We start from the raw sequence: 24,958 nt of genomic DNA on the forward strand, positions 1-24,958 counted from the left end.
TTTTATTATGCCTAAATTAAAAAAAGTAGATAACAGCAGTGATGGAAACTGTCTTTATTATGCCTATGGCATCTCATTAATGTATCATTTGCGTAACAATAGGAATAGAGCAAACGCAGAGAACATATTTAACAGACTGGAATTAGGTGCTGAAGAAAAAGCAAAACTTTTTTATTTATTAGAAAATGAAAAAAATAAACCCTTTACGTTACTCCACATAAAAAGAATCATTGAACCGATACTTGGCCCTGCCTTGAGACACTATGCTGCAGAGATGACTCGAGAAAATTTTTTAGCCAATCCCAAAGGTTCATCACTCTATACAGCAGCCAATTATGGCATGATCTTTCTTTTCAAAAAATTACTTGCGGAAAAAAAACATCCTGCTCTTTTATTATTTGAAACAGATAGTTTTGATAATGAAAATTTCAATCAAGCAGAAATATTTAAAGTTGAAAATATACCCCAAGAAATGCAGCGTTTTATAGGTACAAAATTCGAAGAATTAATAAGTATCTTTAATGATGAGTGGTTTGCCGAAACAGAGGCTCCAAAATCACTTGCAGAGATTGGAAGCTACATGTTCCGTGCAAAACAACGTTTAACGGACATAATAGGTGATATGACTGTAGCCTTTTTTTTCGAAGAAGACCACCAAAATCTTGAGGCTTATATTAATCATTTAGATACTAATTACAAATGGGGAACTGAAGAAACCCTTATGCTCATGCATTGTAAACTTCAAGGGGAAATACGAGAACGGATTGACGCAGAACATGTTGCGATACGTTATGAGACACCCATGGGTTTACAAATATATCGCGATGGAACACCCTATTTCTCATCGGATGAACACGGTAATCCAGATATTATTTTAAATAACTCAGCTAATAGCCATTGGTTTTCTTTGGTTAACTCTAAGTTCTACTCAATTAAAAGCAAAAATATTCTGAGAAATGATCTATTGGATATAGTGGAATTTAATGCATATCTGCAAAAAATGTTGGAAAAAGCAGATGAGTTGCTAGAAACAGAAAGCGGTGCAAGTGCCGAATTATATAAACTTCATAAAAGTTTAATGGATGAAAAAGAAAAATTTATAGCTCCAGAATCTAAGATCACACGAAAAGATTTCGCAGCGTCATGCACCGCTTTGTTATCTGACCCTGACGCAACAAAGGAGTTACAAAAGCAAAGCGGCTTAGTAGATATGTTAAGCAAAATAATTAATTGCCTTTATCTTATAGTTACTTTCAACTTTAGTAACCTACAGCAAGGTAACCTCAATGTGATTAACCCTTTGGGGATCCATTCAATGTTTCATCGAGTTGAATCAGTAAAGACATCACTAAAAATATCACTTAAAGACTTAGAAAACAGCAAAGTGCCTGATAATAACAATCAATTAGGAGTAGTATAACTAGAATTATTTTGGAGAATTCTATTAAGACAATAAGAGGATGTTTATTTAAACTCTAAACTCCGAGTCATAGAACAATCGGAATGATTTTCTCTTAGCTGTTTCAGGAATTCTCTGTACTCATGAATACATTCCTCGCCAGAAGATTGCATGTATTTTCCTTTATTAGCTTCAAATTCATGCTCCTCTGCAGCCCAATCTGTTTCACTTGCATGTAAACCAGCTAAAGATTCCAAACAATACTCCACTCGGTCAAAGCGCTCCTGCTGTTTTTCTTGCCAATTTTCTTCAAGATCTGTGGCAAAACCATATTTCTCTTTAAACCACTTAAACGCATGCTCTAATTGAAAATAGGGTTTTATTAGAGTCTCTGCAAGCACATGTCCATTCCCATCATTGCCAGGGCCTTTTGCAAAATAAACCGTTGCTCTCCGATCCTTTAAATCAGCACTTAAATCTACGGCTACCCACCCTCTCCAGGGCCCCATATCCCCTGTCTTAAACGCTGTAAGCGGTTTGCCTTTGTTATCTATTTCAAGTTGGAAGCCCAAACACTCAGCTACATAGTTCAAATCGTTTTTATCAGGCACCATCTCTTTTGCCCAAGGATCCTGAGTCATACGTATTTGTGGATTAAATGCATATTGTAATTTCTCATCACACATCCAGGATTGTACAAAAAGTGCATAATCTTCAGCTGTAGTAGTTAAACTGTTTGCTGAGCATGGTCTATTCCCAAAACTACTATTATTCATATGTAAAGGCTCAAATACATATTTCCTGGCAAGCACATCAAGATGGGTGTTATGGCCACGCCTGGCTAATTCTTTGAATATTTTATCATGGTATGGGTTAAGTTCCTGAACATCAGAAAGACTTTGAAGTTCACAATTAAGAGCTTTTAAGTCAATGACACCTGATATACCTACACCATTTATATCAATAAATGTATACCTTAAACTGGGAGGGGTGAGCGAAAAATAGAGCGTGTTTTCTTCAAAAGATTCTATATGATCCAGCATTAAAGCCAATTGTGGTTCATGAAGTTTTTCAATCACTTTTTGCAAATAGAATAGTGGCAATCCTGAATACCTATAATATTCTTGGCCAGGTTCAAATTGATGGTTTGCTTCGTTTGTTCGACTTAAATCAAAACCCGTTTTATGAGAGAGAATCATGGCAGGTGTAATTGCATTAATACGTGCTATATCTTTTTCACTAATTTCTTTATCGTTCTTCCATTTAAAGCCATGTTGGTCGCAAAAGACTTTAAATGACAAAATATTATTAAGTCCTTTCATATCAAGAGTTAACTTGCCCGCCTCTACGAGCTTTAACACGAGGTAAGCAAAAACAGGTTTACTAAGAGAGGCAGCTCCGAAACGTATATTCTTATTTCTGTCACTACCTCCAAAGCTATGAATTATAGGAGAACCATTACTTTTAACTGTAGCCACATCTACTTGTGTTATATTAGCTGTCTTTCTTACATGTTCTATATTGGAAGTTGCGAGAGGCTTTTCGGTTTTAGATTGAGACATTTTAAATCATTAAATGCGATAAATTGTTCTTAAATTATACAATTCCGAGATTATCAAACTTTCTTCTTGTGAAATCTTTACCACTTTTTATCAATACACCAGTCTACAATTAGAACGTAGATGAATTATGAGTTGCTCCAAATATAGCCAACCCTTGGGTACGAAACCAGTACTTATCTCTAGCAATAACATATGTTTTGAGTTCAGGAATCGCCTGAATATCAGCGTAATCCGTAGTTACAAAATAACTCCGTCCAATAATGTAATGCTCTTTTGTATTTCTAGAAGGAGTCACTAGGATAAACCCATCAGGAACGATTTTGACTATTTTCCGCATAAAATCCACGATGTCCTTTTCTTGTTCAATTCCATTCTCAACCCCTAAAAGATACGGAACAAAGGCGGTATCAAAAGTCTGTTCTTGTATTTTATCTATGGTTCCCACCTGAAACTGAATGTTTTTATCCAATTCATAATTCGTTTGATTTATGGATTGAACGGCTCGTTGAACCAATCCCACCATATAGTGTATATAGGCTCTCCGTAATAAATTGGGTTGAATAGTCCAGAATAAAAAATTAACAAGTTTTCCCTGTGATAGATTGATCAAGGGTGGGTACCAACATGTGAGTGCGTCAAATAATTCGCCGACTGATGGTAATGCATTTCCTTGAGTATCATATTCACGATAAAGATAGTATTTCTTAAATGCTTTCATCCATGCAATCGTTACTGGATCTTTGTCATAAGCAGTCACAGATTTAGCGCCCGCAAATGCGAATAAAAAACTGCTAGTTCCATATGCTGGAATGACTAAAACATTTTTTCCTTCAATATGGGGTCGTATATCATATCTTTTTTTTTGATTTCCGGCCAAAGCGGATGATAAGTAGCGCTCTGCTCCCATGGGGTATATTTGTACTTCTTTATTGTCAGCAAGTCTTGTTATACGTCTCTCTAAGATCCATTTTTTTTCTTGCTTAGTTAAAATAGTTTCATAAGCTGACATACTACTCCCAAGTTAATTTCTTGAAGATTGTAATCGCAATGACTTACCCCACTTCTTTATAAAAAAAGGGAACTTTGAGAAGTGAGAATCTAATCTTTCTGCAATTTTTTTCCCAAACGCTTGCGAAGGCCGCTCAATAATTAGATGTAGGAACCAAGATAATAGGATGGAAATAAACATAACCACACATAATGCAAGCTCAATATTAAAATTCCTATCCAACATAATGCGCAGGAGACTGTAACCCACAATGCTGTGAATAATATACAAGGGATAACTCACATCAGCTAAAAAATTAAATATGGGGTTTGCTTTAAAAAAATGAGGAAATATATAAGCGAACATGAACATTAATAAAGCCAATGCATAGCTCCAAGCCAATATTAAATTTTCTGAATAAGGCCCAACCCGCCAGGCAATGCAAAACATAAAAAATAAGGTACTTATTAACAAATACCCCAAATCAGAGGATATTTTATCACTGTATAAATAATGAAAAACAACTCCGATAAACATGAAAATTATATAAGGTGATGACATCATGTAGATTTCTGCCTGGATGAAGGCAACTAAATGATTCATAGCCCACACTGGAATCATGTGCGATACATAACATGACAAAAGAAAAAAAGCTGTGGGTATAAGGAAAATCTTTAGTGAATAACTACGAAACCAGGCAATTGAGAGTGCTACTATAAGATAAAATTTCATTTCTATTTCTAAAGTCCAGACAATGGTATCTATATTTCTCGAACCAAGAAGATCGCGAAGGCCGGGAATGAAATGAATTAACACTTCGTGAATCGAGTAAGGCAAAACTGCAGAAAAATATCTCGCACATGAAAATAAAGCCAATAAAGTAATGCTAAACCCTAGCATGTAGGTTGGAATGATACGAAAACAACGGCTTATGCAAAATTCTAGGCCACTCCTTCGATGGAGTGAAAAAGGAATAACAAAACCACTGATAATAAAAAATAACCCTACTCCAAAAGAACCCCAATCGAAAAGAGGGAAGCAATTAAACCAGGTAATAAATGTTGGTATACTATGTGTTTCAGGAGATAGAAGTGGCGCATTAATTAGATGAGCGATCGAATCCCTCTTGTACCAAAAAGTACTTAAATAATGGGATAAAACAACCGATAATGCCGCAAATCCGCGTAAGGTATTTGCAAATTCGATTTTGAAATTATCACTCATACGTAGGAACTACCTCCCCTTTCGATAACTTTTAGAATAGTCGTGCTATATTTCTTAGATTATTATCAACTAGCAAACACTGATTGTATCTCAGCCCATTTTCTTTGCCTATATCCGTTCGGGTAGTGCGTCGTCCTATAGTGAATTTACATGCCTATTCAGCAAGATATTTTTTGATACCGAGAAGATTCGTATTTTTTTGTCAAAGTCAGACTATTTTTCAATTACTTTTGGCTTTGATAATCTAAATTTTTTCTAAAAAACAGTGTCCAATTAATTTCTTCTTTTAACTTAAAAATTAAATACATGATAATAGTTTACAAGTAATCAGAATAAATTCATTATCTTTGATTCTTTAATTTAATATAAATAAATTTTAGATAATAAATAAGCTTTCCTTCATCCCGCGTCAAGTACATTGAAACGCGGCGATTTCATTAACCATTTTATTTAAGGACAAATGTATGGCTAAAATTCTTTGCGTTTTATATGACGACCCAATTAATGGATATCCAAAACATTATGCGCGGGATATCCTTCCTAAAATAGAACACTATCCTGATGGGCAAATAGTACCTACTCCTAAACATATTGATTTTAAACCTGGAACTCTACTTGGTTCGGTATCTGGTGAACTGGGATTGCGTGAATTTCTTGAAGCTCAAGGCCATCAATTTATTGTTACTTCTGATAAAGAGGGACCAAATTCAATTTTTGAAAGAGAATTACCCGACGCTGATATAGTGATTTCTCAACCCTTTTGGCCCGCTTATTTAACTTCCGATCGGATTGCTAAAGCCAAAAAATTGAAATTAGTAATCACGGCAGGTATTGGTTCGGATCATGTAGACTTACAAGCTGCTAAAGAAAAGAACATCACCGTTGCAGAAGTGACTTATTCAAACAGTATAAGCGTTGCAGAGCATGTGGTCATGATGATTCTTTCTTTGGTGCGTAATTATTTGCCTGCTCATCAGTGGGTTATCCAAAAAGGTTGGAATATTGCGGATTGTGTCACGCGTTCCTACGATCTGGAAGGAATGACGGTGGGTTCTGTCGCATGTGGACGTATCGGTTTGGCGGTGATGAAACGCTTAAAACCTTTTGATGTTAAATTACATTATACAGATCGCCATCGATTGTCTGAGAAAACCGAAAAAGAATTGGGATTGGTTTTTCATAATCGTATTGAATCCCTTGTTGAAACCTGTGATGTAGTGACTATTAACTGCCCTTTAACACCAGAGACTGAAAATTTATTTGATGAGCAATTGATTAATAAAATGAAACGTGGCTCTTATCTAATCAATACCGCTCGAGGAAAAATATGTAATCGCGAAGCGATTGTAAGAGCGTGTGAAAATGGGCAACTGGCAGGCTATGCAGGTGATGTATGGTTCCCACAGCCCGCTCCAAAAGACCATCCTTGGCGCACCATGCCTCATCATGGCATGACTCCTCACATTTCAGGAACTTCCTTATCCGCGCAAGCTCGCTACGCGGCCGGAACACGTGAAATTTTGGAATGTTGGTTAGAGGGTCGCCCTATCCGTGATGTTTATCTTATTGTCGATCAAGGCAGACTCGCTGGAACAGGAGCGCATTCCTATAGTATGGGTAATGCAACTGTAGGAGCTGAAGAAGCATAGATAATTTGAACATCAAAAAAGAATGAATATCGTTTAACTATTAATTTATTTATAGAATGAACGATATTCATGTATTACTATTTCTTTTGCATACATCTTCTACCCAAGAGCAGCCGCAGTTAGAATAGCGGATAATAATTTTACAAAAAGAAAATAAACAAAATTCGTTTGGGTTGCGAAGGATCATAATCAATGATTATAACCTCCTCCGCGTATTGATCTTTTGTATATTCAGAAATGGTTTTGTGCCAAAATCTATATGCTATTTGATTTTCTGGAATCACAGAAACTTCCCAGTGTCCTGGATGAAGCTTAAAAACTTTTTCCACAACCGCCCTTCCTACTCCTTTTTTTTGAAATTTTCCTAGAATAAAAAACTCACCCATATTCCAATCGGTTTTAGGAAACTTTACTTCATGGTTTAAGAGAACAAATCCGGCAAGCTCCCCATCGATTAAAACTTTATAAGCTTTTCGAGTTTCATTTACAAAATACTCTTTAAAATCAAAACATTCGTACAAACCATCCGCTGGAATATTCCAATCAGTAGAATTAAATCCGCATTCTTTTGACATGTCGTACACATAGAAACGAGCCATGTTTTGGATGGTTGGGTAATCTTCAAGTGTTGCCTGTACAAGTTGTGGCTCAAAAGATTTTTTTTTCATCCTGCTCACTTAAAGTTAACAAAAATAAGTTTAGAACATCTATACTAACTTATGATTTTACCATTTAACTAAGGAAGGTACGTATCATGTATAAAAAAATTATACAAACCGCTGTATTTGCATTTACACTGGTACTAAGTCCAGTTGTATTGGCACATTCTGGAGGTTGTGGAGAGGGATTTAAAAGCATGGTTGAATCACTAAAACTTGATGACGGCCAAAAGGCTAAAATAAAACCTATTTTAGACCAGCTTAAAACCTCAATGAAAAATGATGCGGAGCAAATGATGAATTTAAGTCGACAAATAAATCAACAAGCTCAATCAGCCAATATGGATCAATCTACAGTAGACGATTTAATTGATAAGAAAACAAAACTGATTGGGGATATGATGAAAGCCAAAATCACCGCGAAAAATCAAATTTTTGGCGTACTTAATACACAACAAAAAACAGAACTGCAAAATAAAATGAAAAAGATGGAAGCAAAAATGGAAGAAAAATTTAAAAACTGCCATAAAGAATAATCTGCATGAAACAATTAATTCAGGAATAATGTTCGTTGTTCCTGAATTTTTTAGGATAAAAAGGTATTTTCATGTTATTAAAAGAATATCTTAACTGTGATGCAATTGAACTTGCAAAACGAATTAAAGCACGTGAAATTAGTCCCGATGAGGCTATAAATTGCGCTCGCTCCCGAATAAATGAAGTAAATACCACACTCAATGCAATTGTTACTGATTGTTCTGATTTTGCAAAGAAATCTCTCGCGAATCTTAGTGGTAAGGAGCCCTTTTATGGTGTTCCTTTATTAATTAAAGATTTAGGACAACCCCTTGTAGGAACCCGTAGCACCGAAGGATCACGATTTTTTGCTAACAATATTGCTCAGTTCACTAGTGATCTAGTGAGTAAAATGATTTCATTAGGTTTTATACCCATAGCCAAAACTAACACACCTGAGTTAGGTCTTTCCTATGTTACAGAATCTTTTTTATTGGGTCCCTGTCGTAATCCCTATGACCACAATAGAACGTCTGGTGGTTCTTCGGGAGGTTCTGCAGCTGCGGTTGCTGCGGGTATTGCACCAGTTGCTACAGCAAGCGATGGTGGAGGCTCCATTAGAATTCCTGCTGCATGTTGTGGTTTGTTTGGGTTTAAGCCGACAACCGGTTTAACACCCACAGGCCCTTTGACAAATGAATTGTGGTCTGGTTTGGCGGTTAATTTTGTTTTAACGCGATCTCTTAGAGATTCGGAAGCATTATTTAATCAATTAGCAGATCGTTCACGAATTCTTCTGCATCAACCGAATAAAAAGCCATTAAATATTCTTTATCTCGATGGTGTTTTTGCCTCAGTACCTGTTGCAGAGCCATGCCTTGAAGCAGTAAATTTAGTGGAACAAGCATTAAAAAAAATGGGACATACGGTTCAGAAAAAAAAATTAATTCTGGACCTTGATGCCATCGGTAATTGCGTACTTACTCTTATCGCTGCTAATACATATTCAGTAATTAAATTACAAGAGATTCAATTAGGAAGAAAGGCAACACATAATGAACTTGAACCCGTAACTTGGGAGTTTTACCAGCGTGGACAAGCCCTTTCAGCCTATGAGTATCTTATAGCAAAAGCGCGTTTATACCAACTTACTCAGCCACTCCATCGGTTATTAAATTACTCGGATATAATATTAACCCCTGCTCTGGCCCAACTTCCCTTACTAATCGGCGAGTTAAGAACTGATGATGAGTTCGAGAATTATTTACAAAAAAATGTTGAATTTTCTCCATTCACCTCATTATTTAATCAGGCAGGCCTGCCAGCAATGACCATTCCGGTCATGATGCATCATCAACTTCCAGTCTCCATACAAATTGGGGCTGCTCAGGGAAATGACTTACTCCTGTACTTTTTGGCAAAAGAATTGCAAACTGTACTGCCTGACTTTAATAAATGATTACTTAAGAATAAAAATAAGAGTTCATTCATGCAAAAAAATCAAACCACTATAGAATTTCATAACTCCCTACCCGCTGATGTAGCAAAACTTATGCAAGAAGATATGGTAGCATATGAAACCAGTAAAGGAATCGATGTTAATTATAAAACTTTTTGCCTCATTTTAAGAGATGAAAATCAACAAGTATGTGGTGTCCTCAATGCATTCACTGCATTTGCTGAGATTTACATTGATGATATGTGGGTACATCATCAACATCGTGGTAAAGGTTATGGCAAAAGATTACTGCAAGCACTTGAAGATCAATTTCAAGGCAAAGGCTTTAATAATATAAACCTGGTCACTAGCGCATTCCAAGCTCCTGAGTTTTACAAAAAATGTGGTTTTATAGTTGAGTTCATCAGAGAAAATACTAAAAACCCCAAACTCACAAAAACATTTTTGATCAAATATTTTAAAGATGAGATTCAGAAACAAGGAATCTTAGAATAAAACAGCTTAAATAATTATATAAGAGCTCTTACTATAAGGAGAGAGCTCTTTTATTCTTAGTGATTTGGCATGGGATTACTTTTACCCATATTTTGGATGTTAAGATTACTTTTTTCAGGCAAGCTGCCTAGTTTTGGCATATTTTTATCAACTGCGTTAGTGCTCTTTGGAGCATTTTTTTCCATTGCTTCTTTACCATGTAGTGCGGTTGATTTTTGAGGATTACTTTTAGCTTCCTGATTTTTTGAAGCAGGAGATGCCTTACTTGTCGCTAGCTTAGTATTTTTTTTGGAACTTACTTTTTTCACTGATGATTTTTTAGCAGTAGGCGTACCCTTTTTTGCAGGCGAAGCGGAAGCCGCTTTATTATTACCGGATACCGCTTTCTTTGCAGTTGAAGTAGCTTTTTTCATAGCAGAGGAACCCTTCTTCACAGCAGACTTAACTGCGGTAGATGCTTCTTGGGTACTCTTTTGCATAAGATTAGAAGACTCACTCATCATTTTTTTAGTATTTTGATCCAAATTTCTAGAGACATTTAACCAATGACCTTCAAGAATATTAAATGTTTCTCGCATATACTCTAAAGTCATATGACTATTTTGAATGAACAATTCCATATTTTTTTCAAAAAAGTCCTCTGGTCTTTTTAGGCTCAATAAATCCACAGGTTTCATTAAAGATAAGTTCTGCATCATTTTAACATTGAGCTCCATGAGTTTTTGCATCGGAGCATCAAAATTGTTAAATAATTTTTGCTCAAAAAATTCATTTTTCATTAGCATCTCCTTATGTTGCATTGCACAATTCAAGGTTAGTTATAATTAATTAATTTGTCAAATAAAATCTATGAAGCCTTGGGAGGTCTTTTTTATTGTATCCCCACTTTATATAACTCAATTCTAATTCTACTTATCTTTGGATTTTCAATCGCTCAAAAATCTCCACAATTATAACAAATAGATTTTTTATAAAAAGCAATAGCACAAATCATGTTTTTTCAGGTAGGATGAAAAGGGATTTTTATTGTAATTTTTCAAGGAGAGTATTGTGGGGACACTTACAGTTGATGGAATGACCGCTGTTGAAAAATCAAAAAAAGAGCGTGCGGACGCTTTAAAATTATTAACTTCCAAACCGTATAACTCAAACGACGAAGAACAGCAAATAGCACTTAGAAAATATATTAATGACTTTGAATACAATGCCAATCTAATGTACCTTTTCCAAGGAATGAGTACCGGACTGACGGCTTGGGGCGGCTCCTGGCTCGCAGGATTCCTTCTACCAATTCCTGAGTTTGCAAATTACTTTCTAAGTATGTTTCTTTACTGTGGAGCAGCTGGCTATATTCTCCAAAATTTTAGTCTAGCCAATTTTCATAGCCAACTTGATGAAATGAAAACTATTTACAACTGGTGTTTGAAAAAAAATCAGGCTGAATATGATGGCACTGATAATACCAGCACCCTCTCTAATCCAGATATCCAACGCATGATCAAATTAATGGCTCCATTATGCTCCAATGAGTTTATGCTAGTATGGAAAAAAGTAACTGCAACTGAGGAAACTAAAACCTCTATTTGGAGTAGTTTCTACAGTGCTTATTCCCTCTTTTCATCATCTAAGCCTGATGTGGATCTCAATCGTCTTCAAGATTTAAAGGCTAGCGTAGAAAGGCGAGAACTTGATGTAGGGGTATATAAAGGGGTAGAAAGCGCCATTCGTTATTTCGCAACAGATGCCCATTTTAGAGAACTTTTAGTCGCTAAAGTAAAACAACCTGTGGACCAGATAAGAGAAATGTTGCCTTCGGCACTAACCTTTGGACACTCAAAATCGGAATAGTAAATAGTATTTTCAATTACCCCGGGATACTCTAAGTAATCGGGGTTTTTTAATTTAGACATCTACAAAGCAAATACGCAGTGTACACCGCTGTTAAGAGCTATTCTTACCCCCTTTATTACAAAATGAGCACCTCTGGAACACCTTAAGCTTAGAGCTTCTGATTCGCACAAAAGAATATCCAATTTCCTATTCCAGATCATTCAAATATCACTTCCACACCAAATTAATAAAATTTTAATCCAAGTGTCTATAATATATTTATATTGATTCTATTTTGTACCAAAATGTATTCATATCGTATGGGCTTTTTTAAGCCAGTAATTAAATATATACAAGATAAGAAATTAAATAAAGAGCAAGGTAAAGTCCTCGAAAAGTTGTTTGCGTTTATTAAAAATCATGAAATGCATATTCCAACTATACGGAATACTCCTTCTGAAGTATCCTCTCAAGGCAGCGAAGAAGTTATAAAAATATCTTCTGAAGAAGAGAAAAAAGCTCAAGTATCAGACACCCAAACCGAAGCATCCATAACAATACAAAGAATTTGGCGAACTTACTTATTAACTAAAGAATTCTATTCTGCGGAAGGAACAAAAGCCTATTGGAAAATGCTTGATAGACAAGATCCTACCTTAGTCGATAGTGAAAGTAATCTACTTGCCAAAATGATGTATGGAAAAACAATAGCTGCCGTAAAAAATGATAGCAACTTTCCAGTAACACAACATCCTGATTGGCCAACAGAACGTTACTATCACAGAGATGACAAACTACAGGGAAAAGCAATTGATGATATTATAAAAATTTTTGTTACTGAGATCGATTATAAAAAGAATGTATACGTGCCTATAATTTTAGTAAATAATGCATCTATCGATGATCTATTAACAAATTATTTAGCTCCCGAACACTTACCTTTTATTAAAATACATAAAAAAGAAGGTGAAAATATAGGGATAGTACAAATAGATTTAAGAAAACGTGATGAAATTCTGAGTAAAATTCAATCTGCTGGATTAATTGCTTCGCCCTGGGAATTAGCTAAACTTCATACAAAATATCTCTCTAAAGAAGAAGAGCCTCCAGAAGAGGTCTCTATGAATCTAGAGTCTATTGAGGAAGAGTCCCCAGAGGGAGTATCCCCCAAAGAAGAAGAAATTGATACATCCACAATGGCAAGGTTGTTAACCACAATGCCAAACACTATTAAAGACCTAAAAGAAAGCGACATAATGCTTGGTTTATTTAGAATGGCAATCAAAAAAAATAATCCAAATAGATTGTTAGCTTCTTGTTTACATAGAATGATCTCCGCGTTACCCGAAACTGAGATTGATTCAGAAGCAGTTCAACGCATAGCTCTATTTTTAAGCTTTGGAACAAAGTTTTATACTTATAATTATGAACGTTTCTCCTTTTCTGTTTATGCCATAACTCATGAAATATCTCTATTGCTTAACAAAGCCCTAGAGAACGACATCTCCGTTGTAGAATACAGTAATTTCAAAAAATCCATTGAGAAAAATGTTATTTCATCATTTGCTTTAAACTATGAGCCAGACAAATCTTATAGAATGATTGCTGCGCCTGCTATGGCAGGTACCCATGCTTTTATGGTAGCAATGGATTTGGCCAAGAAGATGAAGCTTCCAGAAGGAAAAAAACCAGTTATCAAGACTATCGGATCAAAGTATTTTGAATTTAATAAATTTTTACCCACCAAAGAGGAAAATGAAACAGATGAAATTGCAGATATCTATCATGTCTCCACGGGCCCGATTGTAAATCCAGATGGGATTCATGCAGGAATAGATTTAAATCTTTTTATAAGAAATCAATTGATGAAAGGGAAACAAGATCTTGAAAAACCTATATCAATAGTTGTTGATGTTACTACCGGATTGCATAAAAATTTAAAACTGGATGAGGATATAAAAAAATTAGTCAACAACGGGACATTATCAATTATATGTTATGAGAGTTATCAAAAATTTGGCTTGGCTCATACCGATCAAGTGCAAGGCGGCGTGGTTTATGGTGTGTGTGGCGATGGTTCTTTTTCACCAGAAATTATTGATGAGTTTGAGCAAAAAGCAAAAGATGATTTAGAAAATCATCTGGATATGGTGATTGCAAGCTTTATGCATGAACACAGTGGATACTACTTAGAAAAAATCAAAGAACAACATTTTGAAAATGGAGCTTTATTCAGAAATTTTTTTGCTAACTTGGATAATTATAAACAAAAGGAAATTTATTATAAGGATATGTTAAATGATTTAAATGAATTGTATTTTTTCGTCATCGCAGATTCTCCTAAATTGAAAAAAGCAGCAAGCTCAAATTTCCCAAATCGCGATAGCTTTGGGCATTTTGGCTCAACCTTATCCACGGTTTCATCGGTAGATCGACTTTCCCCAAATGCCTCAGATAAAGTTGATACGCTGATTCAAATTTCCCAATTATATCTTTCAAGCAGATTTACAAGAGATGAACTATTTATGTTTACGACCTCATTTCTAAATAAGAAAAATGGACAACCATTTAACAAACAAGAACAAGTTATTTTTGCAGGATTATTAATTGCATTAAAGAACTTAAGTATGAATAAGCCCCCTCTAACGAAAGCAGAAGAATTTGAAATTTCATACGGAAGCCATTACTTGTCAAAATCGGCCCAATTTATTTCAGGTAGAAATTCTTATCAAGCTTTATTAGAGAGAGTGAAATATACTTCGAAACCCGAAGTTAAAGAGACTAATTTTATTGATCAAGAGAGGGTGAATAAATTTTTAGGTTCTAATCCAAAGCATCAAGATGCGATGAGTGTTTTAGATGAGTTAAAAAAACTCTCTAAAGTTGAAAACAAAGGAGCTTCAGAACAAAACAAACACAAGGCAATAATAGCTTTACAACTCGCTTTTTTATGGCACGAACAAAATCCTGCAACAAAAGAGCCAGTCAAAAAGTTCAATTTCAGCTCTAATAAGTTAATTTGTGAAGCAATTGTAGCACTTAGTAATTGTGATATTCTATCTCGTAATGTGGTTTGGAGCTTGTTGCGTGGAACTAAAAACTCAAAAAGACTGGCTGAAGAAATTGTAACATTGCATCATAATAAATCACTAAACTCTGAGTCTCTGAATAACATGATGAATGGTGCTTTAGCTCAAAAAGGTGAACCCAGCGGATCTCCATATTTACCTAAAGCAGTTCCCGATGGGTCTATAAAATCGACCACTAATGCTAAAAAAATCATTGATACACTAAGGAGAGATGACGCTAGTACAGAACATGGACCAAGTCCCACTAAATAAACCCGCAGCATACAATTGGGTTATTTTGAATTAACTCCCTTTTCTCTAATAAGATCCATAGAGAAGGTTAAAATTTTTGCGGTAAAACGGCTTCTTAAATAAAATCCGCGCGGTAATGTTTTGATTTTATTTCCATAAACATCATAACCATAACATAATGATTTTCCATGGGCAGCCTTGGGTCTCACCTGCAAATATTCTCCGGATTTTGCATCGAGTGTCTGAATATTCCCGCTACTGATTTGAAATGATAGATAATTCCAATCCTCTGCTAAAATACGCTCCTCTGCATCATCGGGTGACCATAAAAAACCTTGTCCGATCCTTCTCTGCGAATAAGGAATATCTTTATCCCCTTCTACCGGAACCCATAAAATTCGTTTTAATTTGGCATAGCATTGAGAAGATTTCCATTGCTGTTTATGAATAGTAAGCAACGGAATGGAAGTAATGAACGTGGATTCTGTAGGTGTTCCAGAGTTATTTAGAGGAAGTGTTTTTAATTCTATGCCTAAAGCTTGAAAATCAGGTACTGATTTATTCTGGGCGTCGGTGCCCAACGCCAACTCAATAGCTTGACCAACCCACCCTTTTCGTTGATTAGGATAAGCCGGAATTAACAACTCTAAACCCAAACCTAATTGTGCAAAACTAAGGCCCGCAATAGAATTGCAACGTTCAAGCAATTCCGCTTCAGTTTTCGGCGGTCTGTTTTTTTGTACTGAGGTCAACATGGCCTTCTTTAATTTCAATAGCGAGTGGTTCAATTGGAGGTCTAATATTTGCGGCTTTGAATTGAGTCATAATAGCAAATAATACTTTAGATCGTACTTCAAACCGGGTATGAATTTGAACATTGATAAAATATCGTGCTTCAAATTCAAGCAATGCTTCATCAATTTTCTTAAGAAAAACTTGAGCCGGAGGATCACTAACAATTTCTGGGGTTGTAGCCAAGATATCCTCTATCAATTGTTTGACTATTACTGGATCATCAGAGCGACTCACTTTTATTGGTATAACTGTTCTGACAATACCGTCCTGGTGGGTCCAGTTAGTAAATGGTTTATTAAATGTTTCTGCGTTAGGGATCAGAACTTCCATATTATCCCAAGAGCAAACCCTCATAGAACGAATGCCGATATGGGCAACACGCCCTTCATGCTCACCTATAGTTACCAAGTCACCCTCGCGTACAGGTCTTTCTACAAGCAACATAAGACCACCTACAATATTACTTGCAAAATCACGTAAACCAAACCCCATGCCTACAGCAAGACCTCCAATAATCATGGACATACCACTAAAATCAAATCCAAGTACGTGGAGAGAAACAAAACCACCTAAAAGTATAATCGCGTACTGGGTAAAAACAGAAAGACTGTTACGTATTCCTGCATCTTTGACGTTTTTATACAACCAGCGATAACAAAATTCGCGCGTCCATTTAGAAGCCCAAACACACACTGCAAGTAAAATAAGAAATTCCAGGGTGCTTGTCACCGTAACGTGGATCCCTGGGATATTCACAATGGTATATTGAGCAAATTTACCTAAGTTGATCATAACTAAGGAATCAGAATTCCAACCAAATAATTGGAATAGAACATGAATGCTCGCTATTAATAGTAAAATTCGTAAAATATTATCTAAGGGCTTTAAAAAAACTTCCACCCATAACCATCCGTTACGTAATGAAGAGATCATCAATTCAGAAAATAACTCCAATGCATCGAATAACAAACCTCTAGCAATGATGTATCCTACGAGTACCAGTAATGCATAAGCAAGATATTGACTAAGGCTCCATGCTAAACCGATAAATCCATATAACCCTATTACGCCCGTAGTTAGTAATGTAAGCGGTACTAGAATAACCAATAATGAAATAGCGTTACTAACATATCTTTTCTGACTCTTGAATAAAGGTCGCAGAAGATAGGGAATAACATCTTTACTTTTCCATATAACCAGAGAGACGGTTAAAATAAAGAGCATAAATAAACGATTAAATATATCTTGAAGCAATATCGATAAGGGTAATAAATGGCCGATAGTCATTAATGCGGTGGTCCAACCACCGAATAGTAATAACCATTTCAAACGATAATAAAGTTTAACATCCTTACCTGAGGAGTCTGTAATTCGTTCCAATAACACCAAACGTGCTATTAAAATTAATATCTTAAAAGTGAACCACACCGCAATTAATTTAAACAGCAATTGGTAATTTGAAAAAGAAATATGGGTTACGTAAAGTAATGCCCAGAGCATTGAAACGATACAAAAATAAGGGAGATTTCTTTGTATGAGAACTAAAACGCCATCATACAGGTAACCTGTTAGACGGGACCGCTCTTTGTCTCTTCGAATAATCTTTAAAATACGGCTTATCAAAAAGAAAAACCCAGCAATCAGCGCAAATCCACCCCACAAGATAACCATGGATACAGTACTTAACCACAAATAACTGTCATAAACTTTTACGCTTAATGTTTTTAGGTATTTATAAAACAAACCTGGAATAGCTACTATTTTCTTTAGAATAATTGGCCAACTGCTAAAACTATAGTCAGCAAGTGTTTGGCGTGAAGATATGAGGGTTTTAAGCTGAGCTTGATAATCAGACAAGCTCTTAAGTAAAAGTTGTTTTTGTATATTGGCTTCATTAACTTGTTGCGCTAAAGTATTTTGTAAAGTGCTTATTGATTTCTTTAACGTTGGGGCTACTACAAGTCTTGTTTCTTTATTCAGAAAATTTTGGATGTGCTGTATCGACTTTTCAATTTTAGCGTATTGATTTAAGGCATCTTTATAAATCTCTGTGATAAGCTGCAAATTTTTGGTATCTGGATTTTTAAGATAAACCATATCCCCTTTAACCACTGTCTTTTGTATATTTAAAGCATTTAACTGGTTTTGAATTGCTGCAATATTTTGATTATTAATCAACAACATTGCTTCATAGTCTGCTGCTAGAAGTTTTGGTGATGTCTTAGATCGTTTATCGGGTTGATTATTTACATTAACGTTGGTGTCATAAAGCGTACTTAAACGTTTATTAAGTTGCTCTTTGAGCGACTTAATCCGTACTAGTTTTTGTTCTAGCACAAAATTCGAATGCCAAGACTCCAAATGTTTTATCTCATCATCTAAAGCGGATTGATATTCTTTAGCAAGTTTTAAATTTTCAGTAATAAGTTGGGTTGTTTGTTTGTTAATATTGATTAAATTTTCTACTCTCTCTACACGTTCAGGTATGGTCGTATTCTCTTTATCCAGAGGCATCTGTTGAAGCTGTTTTAAACGTTGATTAAGATAGTTTTGTTCTTTATTTTGATGTTCTAAGAAACTTTCTAGGCTTTCAATTTTAACTTGAGTCATTGAATGTATCGCCGAGACCAACTTCATCTTAGCGCTAAACTCTTTCTCGCTTTTTAGCTGTATTGTTTGTTTTGCATCTTGAATAGCAGTTATTAAATGTATTTTTTCTTGAGTTAAATATTCAGAAAAAGTAGCCTGCTTTTTCATTGGTGCAGGCGTAGCAAAGGAAGCCGAAAAAAGTAAACAAAATAAAAAGCCCAAAGAGATACGACTTATCATTGATGAGTTGACTTTTCTTAAGAAAAAATTACCCCTAAGAGTACAAAGATTTTCTTCCAAGTTAGCTCTTGTACCCATAGGAGAATAGATCCCTGATTTTGCAGGGATAATCATGTTTTTTACGAGTTTAGCTAAGTTTCTAACTCGTTTTAGTCTGCGTAGTTGGAGCAAGTCTTATTCCTAATTCATTTAATTGTGCATTACCCGTAGGTGATGGCGCACTCGTTAAAAGACACGATGCTGTTTGAGTTTTAGGAAAAGCAATAACATCTCTAATTGATGTTGAGTCTGTAAGTAACATTGCAAGGCGATCGATACCAAGAGCAATACCACCATGTGGTGGCGCACCATATTGCAAGGCATCCAGTAAAAAGCCAAACTTTTCCTGAGCTTCTTGCTCATTAATTCCAAGCAATTCAAAAACTGCCTTTTGTAAATCCGATTGATGAATGCGTATGGAGCCCCCACCGATCTCATAACCATTAATTACTATATCATAAGCTTTTGCTAATGTATGGGTTGGATTAGCACGTAGATTTTCAGGTGATAGATCCTTAGGGGAAGTAAATGGATGATGCATAGGATTCAATTTGTTATTTTCATAGTCTCTTTCAAACATGGGCCAATCAACAATCCATAATAATTCCCAACCCTCTCTGAGTAGCTTTCTATCATGGCCTAATTTAATTCTTAGTGCTCCCATAGATTCATTAACAATATGACTTTTATCCGAACCAAAGAAAATAACATCGCCCGTTTTAGCTTCTGTGCGTTTCAATATGGCTTGTACAGATTCATCAGATAGAAACTTTAAAATAGGCGATTGTAGTCCGGCCATGCCTTCGTCAAGATTATTTACCTTTATGTAAGCAAGGCCCTTAGCACCATAAATTCCTACAAAACGACCATAATCATCGAGATCTTTTCTACTTAGGTCACATCCACCAGGTAATCGTAAAGCAATCACTCGTGATTCTGAATCATTAGCGGCAGCAGAAAACACTTTAAAATCACAGTCTTTTACTAAATCCGCAACATCAATTAACTCTAAAGGATTGCGTAAATCTGGCTTATCACTACCGAAACGTCGCATCGCTTCAGCATAAGACATTCTACGTAACTTTTCGGGTAGCTCTACATTAAGAACTTGCTTAAATACAGTTTTTAATAACCCTTCAATGAGATTTAAAATGCTTTCCTCATCTATGAAAGCCATTTCAATATCAAGCTGTGTAAACTCAGGTTGTCTATCAGCGCGTAAATCTTCATCACGAAAACAACGAACGATCTGATAATACTTATCAAACCCCGAAATCATTAATAACTGCTTAAAGAGCTGTGGAGATTGAGGTAACGCATAAAAAGATCCAGGGTGTACTCTAGAAGGAACAAGATAATCACGAGCCCCTTCTGGAGTAGCTTTTGTAAGCATTGGTGTTTCAATATCAAGGAAACCATACTGATTGAGATAATTTCGAATACAGCTGTTTAACTGATGACGTATCAATAATTTATGTTTCATTGAAGGGCGACGCAAATCAATGTAGCGATACTTATAACGTAAATCTTCATTCACAACTTGGAAATCATCAGGTAAGAATGGTGGTGTCGGTGACTGATTAAGTATTTCCAGCTTTGTGCCAACCACCTCTACCTTACCAGTGGCCATTGCATCATTAATCATTCCTTCTGGTCTTTTACGTACAATTCCTGTGATACGAACCACAAATTCAGAACGTAATTTTTCTGCGTCAGAAAAAGATATTTTATTTTCTGGTTCATACACTACTTGCAATAAACCTGAGCTATCGCGAACATCAAGAAATATCACACCACCATGATCTCGACGATGATGTACCCAGCCACATACGACAACCTCTTTACCTAAACTTGACTCATCGACGCCCAAACAGTAGTGTGTACGCATATAAAACCGCCTATTTAAATTTTTACAAATTGTTTGCTAACGCTGCCTCTGATGCAGGCGGCATTACTCCTAAAGAAATTATAAATTTCAGTGCTTCATCAATACTCATATCTAACTCAATTACATCACTTCTAGGAGTCATTATGAGGAAGCCTGAAGTAGGGTTAGGAGTAGTAGGTATAAATACAGATATCATTTCATCTTTTGTTTTATTATTTATCGAAGTATTTCCTGCACCTGTTTGAAAGGCAATACTCCATAATCCTTTACGTGGATACTCAATTAAAACTACTTTACGGAAGGCCTCGCTATTTGTAGATAATACCGCATTAATTACTTGTTTTACTGCTTTATAAATTGAGCGGACTAAAGGAATTTTGATAAGAATGGATTCTCCCCATTCTACTAATCGTTGTCCAAAATAATTAGTGGCAACAACCCCTGTGATCAATAAAATGAGCAGCGATAAGATCACTCCAAAACCTGGAATATAATGCCCAATGAGCTGCTCAGGCTGATAGGCTTTAGGAATTAAAGCTAGGGTATTGTCAAGTAAGTCAATAATAAAGCGCAATACTCCTATGGTAATGAGTATGGGTAACCATACCACCAATCCAGCGAGTAAATAGCTTCTTAATGACTTTGTTTTCACTTTTTGTCACCATCTTGAGTAGTTTTAGACGAAGAAGTCTCTTTCGTCTTCTCCGTAGAAGCAGTGCTCTCATCTTTAGCGGTAGTCTCCGGAGGTTTACTGTTTTTATTTTTAAAATCAGTAGCGTACCAACCAGTACCTTTAAGTTGAAAGCCTGCAGCTGAAATAAGCTTAATTACAGTATCTTTATAACATACAGGACACTGTTTAACTGGCTCATCACTAATTTTTTGCATCAAATCAAAATGATGATTACAACTTGAACATTGGTATTCATAAATTGGCATCGAAAACCACTCCATTAACTTCAGACAGTTTAATCTAACCTGTTATTATAGCTAACTCACAAAGGATGAACAATATGTAAGGGCTACGCCAGAGCGAGCAAAGTCGTTGAATCTCCCATGAAATTGTTTAAATTTTAACAAATATTTTTCGACTATATAAAAAAGAGGCAACTAAAAAATTAAAGAAAAGAAAAAGTAAGGCGTAAAATAACCCTGCGCATTGTGGACCCAAACCACCAAACAAATATTCTGAAATCGCAACTCGTAATACGTCGTGTGCCCCATTAGGCAGTGTAACAACAAACATGGATTGAATTTTTAACAAAAGCACATGAAAAATAAAAATAAATAATGCATTCATGCCAAAGATCTTAAAAGGCAAGGACCATTTTGTATACCCTAAAACATCGATTATAAAAAAACATAAACCAAAAACAATAAGTGAAAAACCACTACTCCATAAAACAAAGCTGCTGGTCCATAAATTTTTATTAATGGGGATGTTGTAACTCCATATCCAAGCTAATAAAAGAGATAATATGCCTGTTGCAATTATTATCATACTTTTCTTTTGCTTATTAATTGGAGTTAACAAAAAATGTCCTACTAAGACTCCCGACAGTGTCGTGGCAATTGCGGGGATAGTGCTCAGAAGCCCCTCTGGATCAAAGGTTTTCGATAATAGATGCACAGGTGAAAATAATGATGAATCTATATAGCTTACCCAGTTATTTGTCATGCTTAATTGATCCATACCAGTACCAGGGATAGGAATTTGGGTCAGAAAATACCAATATCCTATAAGAATGCCAAAAAAAATAAAAAACTGAGTCTTAACAGAAGTATTAAGATAAAGAAGAGCACAAATGAAGTAACAAAAAGCGATGCGTTGTAAAATTCCATAAACACGCACAGTGGCTAAATCAAAATGAGAGGGAAATGCATTTAGGAACATGCCAAATAAAAATAAAAGGACCGTACGAGTAAGGATGCTTCTATAGAGTAATGTTTTACTCTCCACTTTGAGATGTCTTTTCAGACTAATAACAGTAGTAATTCCCACTATAAATAAAAAAGCTGGAAACACAAAATCAGCTAATGTAAATCCATTCCATTCAGCGTGCTCTAGTATAGGGAAGGTCATTCGCGTTCCCTGGCTATTGACTAAAACCATTAATGCCATAGTCAGCCCACGAAAAACATCTAAAGATAAAATACGACCGACTTCAGTTGAATTACTGCTCATAGAAAATTCATTTAAAATGATTATAATAGCAGCATACTAAGTTGTCTTCAAACCACGCACCGGAACATCCATGTGGTATACATAGTGTTTGATAATTTGTTCGGCTTGTTCACAGGTTAAAGGTTTGCTAATTGCCCCTTCCATAAAATAATGCTGGCAATCGTATTTGACTACATCTGCTTCAAAACCAGTTAGGGCAATTATAGGAACATGGTATTGTGTATTTTTCTCTTGTTGACGCAATTGTTTTGCGACAACATAGCCAGACGAATCTTCTAATCCAATATCCATTAACACCAAATCATATTTTCCGGGCTGAAATAATTTTATTGCGCTATCAGCAGAATCAGCGATATCAACCCGACAATGTAACGCAGTGAGCAGTGCTTTTTCAACGTTTTGTGCAATAATATTATCTTCTACCATTAGCACAGTGGGTAAATAATTTTCCTTTAATGAAGGCTCAATCATTTGGGTGTCTTCTGGTAAAACCTCAACATGTTTTTCAGCTTCTTTAGTTGAAGTAATATCATTTAAAATAACGATCAATCCAATTACTTTTTTATTGCGATTATGCATTAGTACGCGAGAAGAGAGAAAGTAATAAGGTTTACCTGTAGAGTCTTCAATCGCTTTTTCTTCTACGTTATGTTGAGGAATACCTGAAAATATCACTCTCATATCTTCTAATTTTAATTCCTCTACTCGTTCCTTATTCCAATGGGCAAATTCCTCCATTTTTTGATAAGGAGATCCTTTGAGTTCTTTAAGAGTATTTAGCCCGAGTAATTTGACAAAGTTATTATTACACCCCTTCAAATTACATTCGGTATCTACCCAATACACGATGTTAGGCATGGAATTGATAATTTCCATATAATATTCATGTATAGAATCAATATCGTCAACAGTCCTATTTTTAGCGTGGGATGACATGCAAATACTCCAAGAATTTATAATTTGCATGTAAATTATAGTACAGATTAATCCTTTTGATTTTTGAAGTTGGAGACTGGAAGAGTCTTATTAAACAAGTATTTGGTTTAAAAAATCAATCTCTCAATTAAGAACTACTATCTGATTATCCATTCAATTTGGTGTTTTAAGTCAATTGGAATTTCTGAAAGTTCCTCAAGCTCATAATCCAGATACGGGTTATCGATGGAACTATTATTTGCTTGATGATGCATAATTTTTTTATCACGCTCTTGATGCAACCATAAAATTTGTGGCTTAAACAAATGAATCATCCCTTCAACCCAGCGGTCTAAAACTTGCCAATAAGGATCATCACTTAACGTCATTTTATAGTATTTAAGTAGACGCGCACTGTACTCCGCATTATACCAAATTTCCGAAGTAACCCAGCGATTCACCGTGAATAAGCGTATTGGTTGCCCAAGTTGATTCATGCCAATTGCAATCAAGTGGGTCATAGGATTATCAATATATTTATCCCAATCTGCTAAAGGAGCGGGTTTGATACTTTTGGGTATGTGTTTATAACGTAAAAAGCAATGAAAATGACCATGCTCCGTACTCTCATAATTTTCTCTATGACAATGATAAAAATATTGAGCCCCAGTTTTACGATCAATACGATCCCCGCGAGGATAATGACTCATCCGTTCAAAACGCCGTTTCTTTTGTAAGGTATAATGCAGGATGCTTTTACCCTTTCTTGCTGTCATTAATTGTTGGGCTTCTAAAACTTGCTTGGCGTAATTCAAATAAATATTTTTGTGCCAATTGCTAAGTTTGGGTAACGTGAATTCAGCATGAGTAATCATATTTCTTACTTCATTAGGGAGGAAAAAGAAGAGGTAGTGAGAACTACCTCTTGATAGAACCCAAGCTACAGATTAGTCACCTGAGCAACCACTGCAGCCAGTACAACCCTTGCAACCTTTGCAGCCTTTGCAGCCAGTACAACCCTTGCAACCTTTGCAACCTTTGCAACCTTTGCAACCATTACAAGTACTTGTAGTAGTAGATGCATCATCTGCATAAGCAACAGATACTACAGGAGCTGCTAATACAGTTAAAAGAGCAGCTACAGCTATTGTTGATTTTTTCATATTTTACTTCCTTGATAGTTAATGATTTTAACCCATTTAGATA

The 24,958-nt window shown here is 35.6% G+C and carries 21 protein-coding genes; 7 read left to right on the plus strand and 14 right to left on the minus strand.

Annotation, left to right across the window (positions count from 1 at the left end; translation table 11 throughout):
- The first annotated feature begins 7 nt into the window (after nucleotides 1–7).
- Nucleotides 8–1,420: a hypothetical protein gene (locus ACWTE2_RS18035; protein ID WP_454783751.1), complete on the plus strand. Its 1,413-nt coding sequence runs from the start codon at nucleotides 8–10 to the stop codon at nucleotides 1,418–1,420.
- A gap of 44 nt (nucleotides 1,421–1,464) precedes the next feature.
- On the opposite strand, the gene ACWTE2_RS18040 is transcribed toward ACWTE2_RS18035, so the two are convergent.
- The 3 genes from ACWTE2_RS18040 to ACWTE2_RS18050 all read right to left on the minus strand — a co-directional run bounded on the left by ACWTE2_RS18040 (nucleotide 1,465) and on the right by ACWTE2_RS18050 (nucleotide 5,173).
- Complete coding sequence (locus ACWTE2_RS18040) at nucleotides 1,465–2,961, minus strand: serine hydrolase (RefSeq protein ID WP_454783752.1); 1,497 nt, start codon at nucleotides 2,959–2,961, stop codon at nucleotides 1,465–1,467.
- Between the two features lie 109 nt (nucleotides 2,962–3,070).
- Nucleotides 3,071–3,970: an ABC transporter permease gene (locus ACWTE2_RS18045; RefSeq protein WP_454783753.1), complete on the minus strand. Its 900-nt coding sequence runs from the start codon at nucleotides 3,968–3,970 to the stop codon at nucleotides 3,071–3,073.
- A 12-nt stretch (nucleotides 3,971–3,982) separates the two neighbouring features.
- A complete protein-coding gene (locus tag ACWTE2_RS18050; RefSeq protein WP_454783754.1) occupies nucleotides 3,983–5,173 on the minus strand; it encodes an acyltransferase family protein in 1,191 nt (396 codons plus the stop codon).
- A gap of 464 nt (nucleotides 5,174–5,637) precedes the next feature.
- On the opposite strand from ACWTE2_RS18050, the gene ACWTE2_RS18055 reads away from it, so the two are divergent.
- Nucleotides 5,638–6,822 carry an NAD-dependent formate dehydrogenase gene (locus ACWTE2_RS18055; protein ID WP_454783755.1) on the plus strand — a complete coding sequence of 395 codons (1,185 nt, stop codon included), beginning with the start codon at nucleotides 5,638–5,640 and terminating at the stop codon, nucleotides 6,820–6,822.
- Nucleotides 6,823–6,962: 140 nt separating this feature from the next.
- On the opposite strand, the gene ACWTE2_RS18060 is transcribed toward ACWTE2_RS18055, so the two are convergent.
- Nucleotides 6,963–7,490 carry a GNAT family N-acetyltransferase gene (locus ACWTE2_RS18060; protein ID WP_454783756.1) on the minus strand — a complete coding sequence of 176 codons (528 nt, stop codon included), beginning with the start codon at nucleotides 7,488–7,490 and terminating at the stop codon, nucleotides 6,963–6,965.
- 86 nt (nucleotides 7,491–7,576) lie between these two features.
- Here ACWTE2_RS18060 and ACWTE2_RS18065 point away from each other — a divergent pair, with 86 nt between their 5' ends.
- From ACWTE2_RS18065 to ACWTE2_RS18075, 3 genes are all read left to right on the plus strand, one after another.
- Nucleotides 7,577–8,017, plus strand: a complete 441-nt coding sequence (locus ACWTE2_RS18065; RefSeq protein ID WP_454783757.1) for a Spy/CpxP family protein refolding chaperone — start codon at nucleotides 7,577–7,579, stop codon at nucleotides 8,015–8,017.
- Nucleotides 8,018–8,088: 71 nt separating this feature from the next.
- The gene (locus ACWTE2_RS18070; RefSeq protein ID WP_454783758.1) at nucleotides 8,089–9,456 is read left to right on the plus strand and encodes an amidase; all 1,368 of its coding nucleotides are present in this window, start codon (nucleotides 8,089–8,091) and stop codon (nucleotides 9,454–9,456) included.
- Between the two features lie 30 nt (nucleotides 9,457–9,486).
- Nucleotides 9,487–9,951, plus strand: coding sequence for a GNAT family N-acetyltransferase (locus tag ACWTE2_RS18075; protein WP_454783759.1), 465 nt, complete (start codon nucleotides 9,487–9,489; stop codon nucleotides 9,949–9,951).
- Nucleotides 9,952–10,007: 56 nt separating this feature from the next.
- Here ACWTE2_RS18075 and ACWTE2_RS18080 read toward each other — a convergent pair whose 3' ends face one another.
- Complete coding sequence (locus tag ACWTE2_RS18080; RefSeq protein WP_454783760.1) at nucleotides 10,008–10,730, minus strand: hypothetical protein; 723 nt, start codon at nucleotides 10,728–10,730, stop codon at nucleotides 10,008–10,010.
- A 271-nt stretch (nucleotides 10,731–11,001) separates the two neighbouring features.
- Between ACWTE2_RS18080 and ACWTE2_RS18085 the strand changes: the two genes are divergently transcribed.
- Together ACWTE2_RS18085 and ACWTE2_RS18090 are read left to right on the plus strand one after the other, a co-directional pair.
- Nucleotides 11,002–11,799, plus strand: coding sequence for a hypothetical protein (locus tag ACWTE2_RS18085; RefSeq protein WP_454783761.1), 798 nt, complete (start codon nucleotides 11,002–11,004; stop codon nucleotides 11,797–11,799).
- 287 nt (nucleotides 11,800–12,086) lie between these two features.
- Nucleotides 12,087–15,122: a hypothetical protein gene (locus ACWTE2_RS18090; protein ID WP_454783762.1), complete on the plus strand. Its 3,036-nt coding sequence runs from the start codon at nucleotides 12,087–12,089 to the stop codon at nucleotides 15,120–15,122.
- 20 nt (nucleotides 15,123–15,142) lie between these two features.
- Here the strand turns inward: ACWTE2_RS18090 and mutH are convergent, their stop codons facing one another.
- The 9 genes from mutH to ACWTE2_RS18135 all read right to left on the minus strand — a co-directional run bounded on the left by mutH (nucleotide 15,143) and on the right by ACWTE2_RS18135 (nucleotide 24,915).
- Nucleotides 15,143–15,856 carry a DNA mismatch repair endonuclease MutH gene (gene mutH, locus ACWTE2_RS18095; protein WP_454783763.1) on the minus strand — a complete coding sequence of 238 codons (714 nt, stop codon included), beginning with the start codon at nucleotides 15,854–15,856 and terminating at the stop codon, nucleotides 15,143–15,145.
- Nucleotides 15,816–18,725: a mechanosensitive ion channel domain-containing protein gene (locus ACWTE2_RS18100; protein WP_454784421.1), complete on the minus strand. Its 2,910-nt coding sequence runs from the start codon at nucleotides 18,723–18,725 to the stop codon at nucleotides 15,816–15,818. Before ACWTE2_RS18100 ends, mutH begins: the two co-directional genes overlap by 41 nt.
- Before the next feature lie 139 nt (nucleotides 18,726–18,864).
- A complete protein-coding gene (gene aspS / locus ACWTE2_RS18105; protein WP_454783764.1) occupies nucleotides 18,865–20,652 on the minus strand; it encodes an aspartate--tRNA ligase in 1,788 nt (595 codons plus the stop codon).
- Nucleotides 20,653–20,674: 22 nt separating this feature from the next.
- Complete coding sequence (locus ACWTE2_RS18110; RefSeq protein ID WP_182390693.1) at nucleotides 20,675–21,304, minus strand: DUF502 domain-containing protein; 630 nt, start codon at nucleotides 21,302–21,304, stop codon at nucleotides 20,675–20,677.
- Entirely contained in the window at nucleotides 21,301–21,591 is a 291-nt protein-coding gene (locus tag ACWTE2_RS18115) for an FmdB family zinc ribbon protein (protein WP_182390694.1), read from the minus strand. Before ACWTE2_RS18115 ends, ACWTE2_RS18110 begins: the two co-directional genes overlap by 4 nt.
- A gap of 127 nt (nucleotides 21,592–21,718) precedes the next feature.
- Nucleotides 21,719–22,837, minus strand: a complete 1,119-nt coding sequence (locus ACWTE2_RS18120; protein ID WP_454783765.1) for an acyltransferase family protein — start codon at nucleotides 22,835–22,837, stop codon at nucleotides 21,719–21,721.
- Nucleotides 22,838–22,873: 36 nt separating this feature from the next.
- Complete coding sequence (locus ACWTE2_RS18125; protein ID WP_454783766.1) at nucleotides 22,874–23,773, minus strand: response regulator; 900 nt, start codon at nucleotides 23,771–23,773, stop codon at nucleotides 22,874–22,876.
- 137 nt (nucleotides 23,774–23,910) lie between these two features.
- Entirely contained in the window at nucleotides 23,911–24,627 is a 717-nt protein-coding gene (locus ACWTE2_RS18130) for a DUF6969 family protein (protein WP_182390697.1), read from the minus strand.
- A 72-nt stretch (nucleotides 24,628–24,699) separates the two neighbouring features.
- Complete coding sequence (locus ACWTE2_RS18135; RefSeq protein WP_454783767.1) at nucleotides 24,700–24,915, minus strand: hypothetical protein; 216 nt, start codon at nucleotides 24,913–24,915, stop codon at nucleotides 24,700–24,702.
- Between the last annotated feature and the right edge of the window lie 43 nt (nucleotides 24,916–24,958).

The organism is Legionella nigrisilvae, assembly GCF_977063395.2.

What these genes read in the sequence shown, in the direction of transcription:
- ACWTE2_RS18100 (WP_454784421.1), bottom strand. Translation starts at nt 18,725, where the DNA reads ATGATAAGTCGTATCTCTTTGGGCTTTTTATTTTGTTTACTTTTTTCG.
- ACWTE2_RS18055 (WP_454783755.1), top strand. Translation starts at nt 5,638, where the DNA reads ATGGCTAAAATTCTTTGCGTTTTATATGACGACCCAATTAATGGATAT.
- ACWTE2_RS18050 (WP_454783754.1), bottom strand. Translation starts at nt 5,173, where the DNA reads ATGAGTGATAATTTCAAAATCGAATTTGCAAATACCTTACGCGGATTT.
- ACWTE2_RS18120 (WP_454783765.1), bottom strand. Translation starts at nt 22,837, where the DNA reads ATGAGCAGTAATTCAACTGAAGTCGGTCGTATTTTATCTTTAGATGTT.
- aspS (WP_454783764.1), bottom strand. Translation starts at nt 20,652, where the DNA reads ATGCGTACACACTACTGTTTGGGCGTCGATGAGTCAAGTTTAGGTAAA.
- ACWTE2_RS18065 (WP_454783757.1), top strand. Translation starts at nt 7,577, where the DNA reads ATGTATAAAAAAATTATACAAACCGCTGTATTTGCATTTACACTGGTA.
- mutH (WP_454783763.1), bottom strand. Translation starts at nt 15,856, where the DNA reads ATGTTGACCTCAGTACAAAAAAACAGACCGCCGAAAACTGAAGCGGAA.
- ACWTE2_RS18080 (WP_454783760.1), bottom strand. Translation starts at nt 10,730, where the DNA reads ATGAAAAATGAATTTTTTGAGCAAAAATTATTTAACAATTTTGATGCT.
- ACWTE2_RS18115 (WP_182390694.1), bottom strand. Translation starts at nt 21,591, where the DNA reads ATGCCAATTTATGAATACCAATGTTCAAGTTGTAATCATCATTTTGAT.
- ACWTE2_RS18045 (WP_454783753.1), bottom strand. Translation starts at nt 3,970, where the DNA reads ATGTCAGCTTATGAAACTATTTTAACTAAGCAAGAAAAAAAATGGATC.
- ACWTE2_RS18090 (WP_454783762.1), top strand. Translation starts at nt 12,087, where the DNA reads ATGTATTCATATCGTATGGGCTTTTTTAAGCCAGTAATTAAATATATA.
- ACWTE2_RS18070 (WP_454783758.1), top strand. Translation starts at nt 8,089, where the DNA reads ATGTTATTAAAAGAATATCTTAACTGTGATGCAATTGAACTTGCAAAA.
- ACWTE2_RS18060 (WP_454783756.1), bottom strand. Translation starts at nt 7,490, where the DNA reads ATGAAAAAAAAATCTTTTGAGCCACAACTTGTACAGGCAACACTTGAA.
- ACWTE2_RS18035 (WP_454783751.1), top strand. Translation starts at nt 8, where the DNA reads ATGCCTAAATTAAAAAAAGTAGATAACAGCAGTGATGGAAACTGTCTT.
- ACWTE2_RS18075 (WP_454783759.1), top strand. Translation starts at nt 9,487, where the DNA reads ATGCAAAAAAATCAAACCACTATAGAATTTCATAACTCCCTACCCGCT.
- ACWTE2_RS18125 (WP_454783766.1), bottom strand. Translation starts at nt 23,773, where the DNA reads ATGTCATCCCACGCTAAAAATAGGACTGTTGACGATATTGATTCTATA.
- ACWTE2_RS18135 (WP_454783767.1), bottom strand. Translation starts at nt 24,915, where the DNA reads ATGAAAAAATCAACAATAGCTGTAGCTGCTCTTTTAACTGTATTAGCA.
- ACWTE2_RS18130 (WP_182390697.1), bottom strand. Translation starts at nt 24,627, where the DNA reads ATGATTACTCATGCTGAATTCACGTTACCCAAACTTAGCAATTGGCAC.
- ACWTE2_RS18040 (WP_454783752.1), bottom strand. Translation starts at nt 2,961, where the DNA reads ATGTCTCAATCTAAAACCGAAAAGCCTCTCGCAACTTCCAATATAGAA.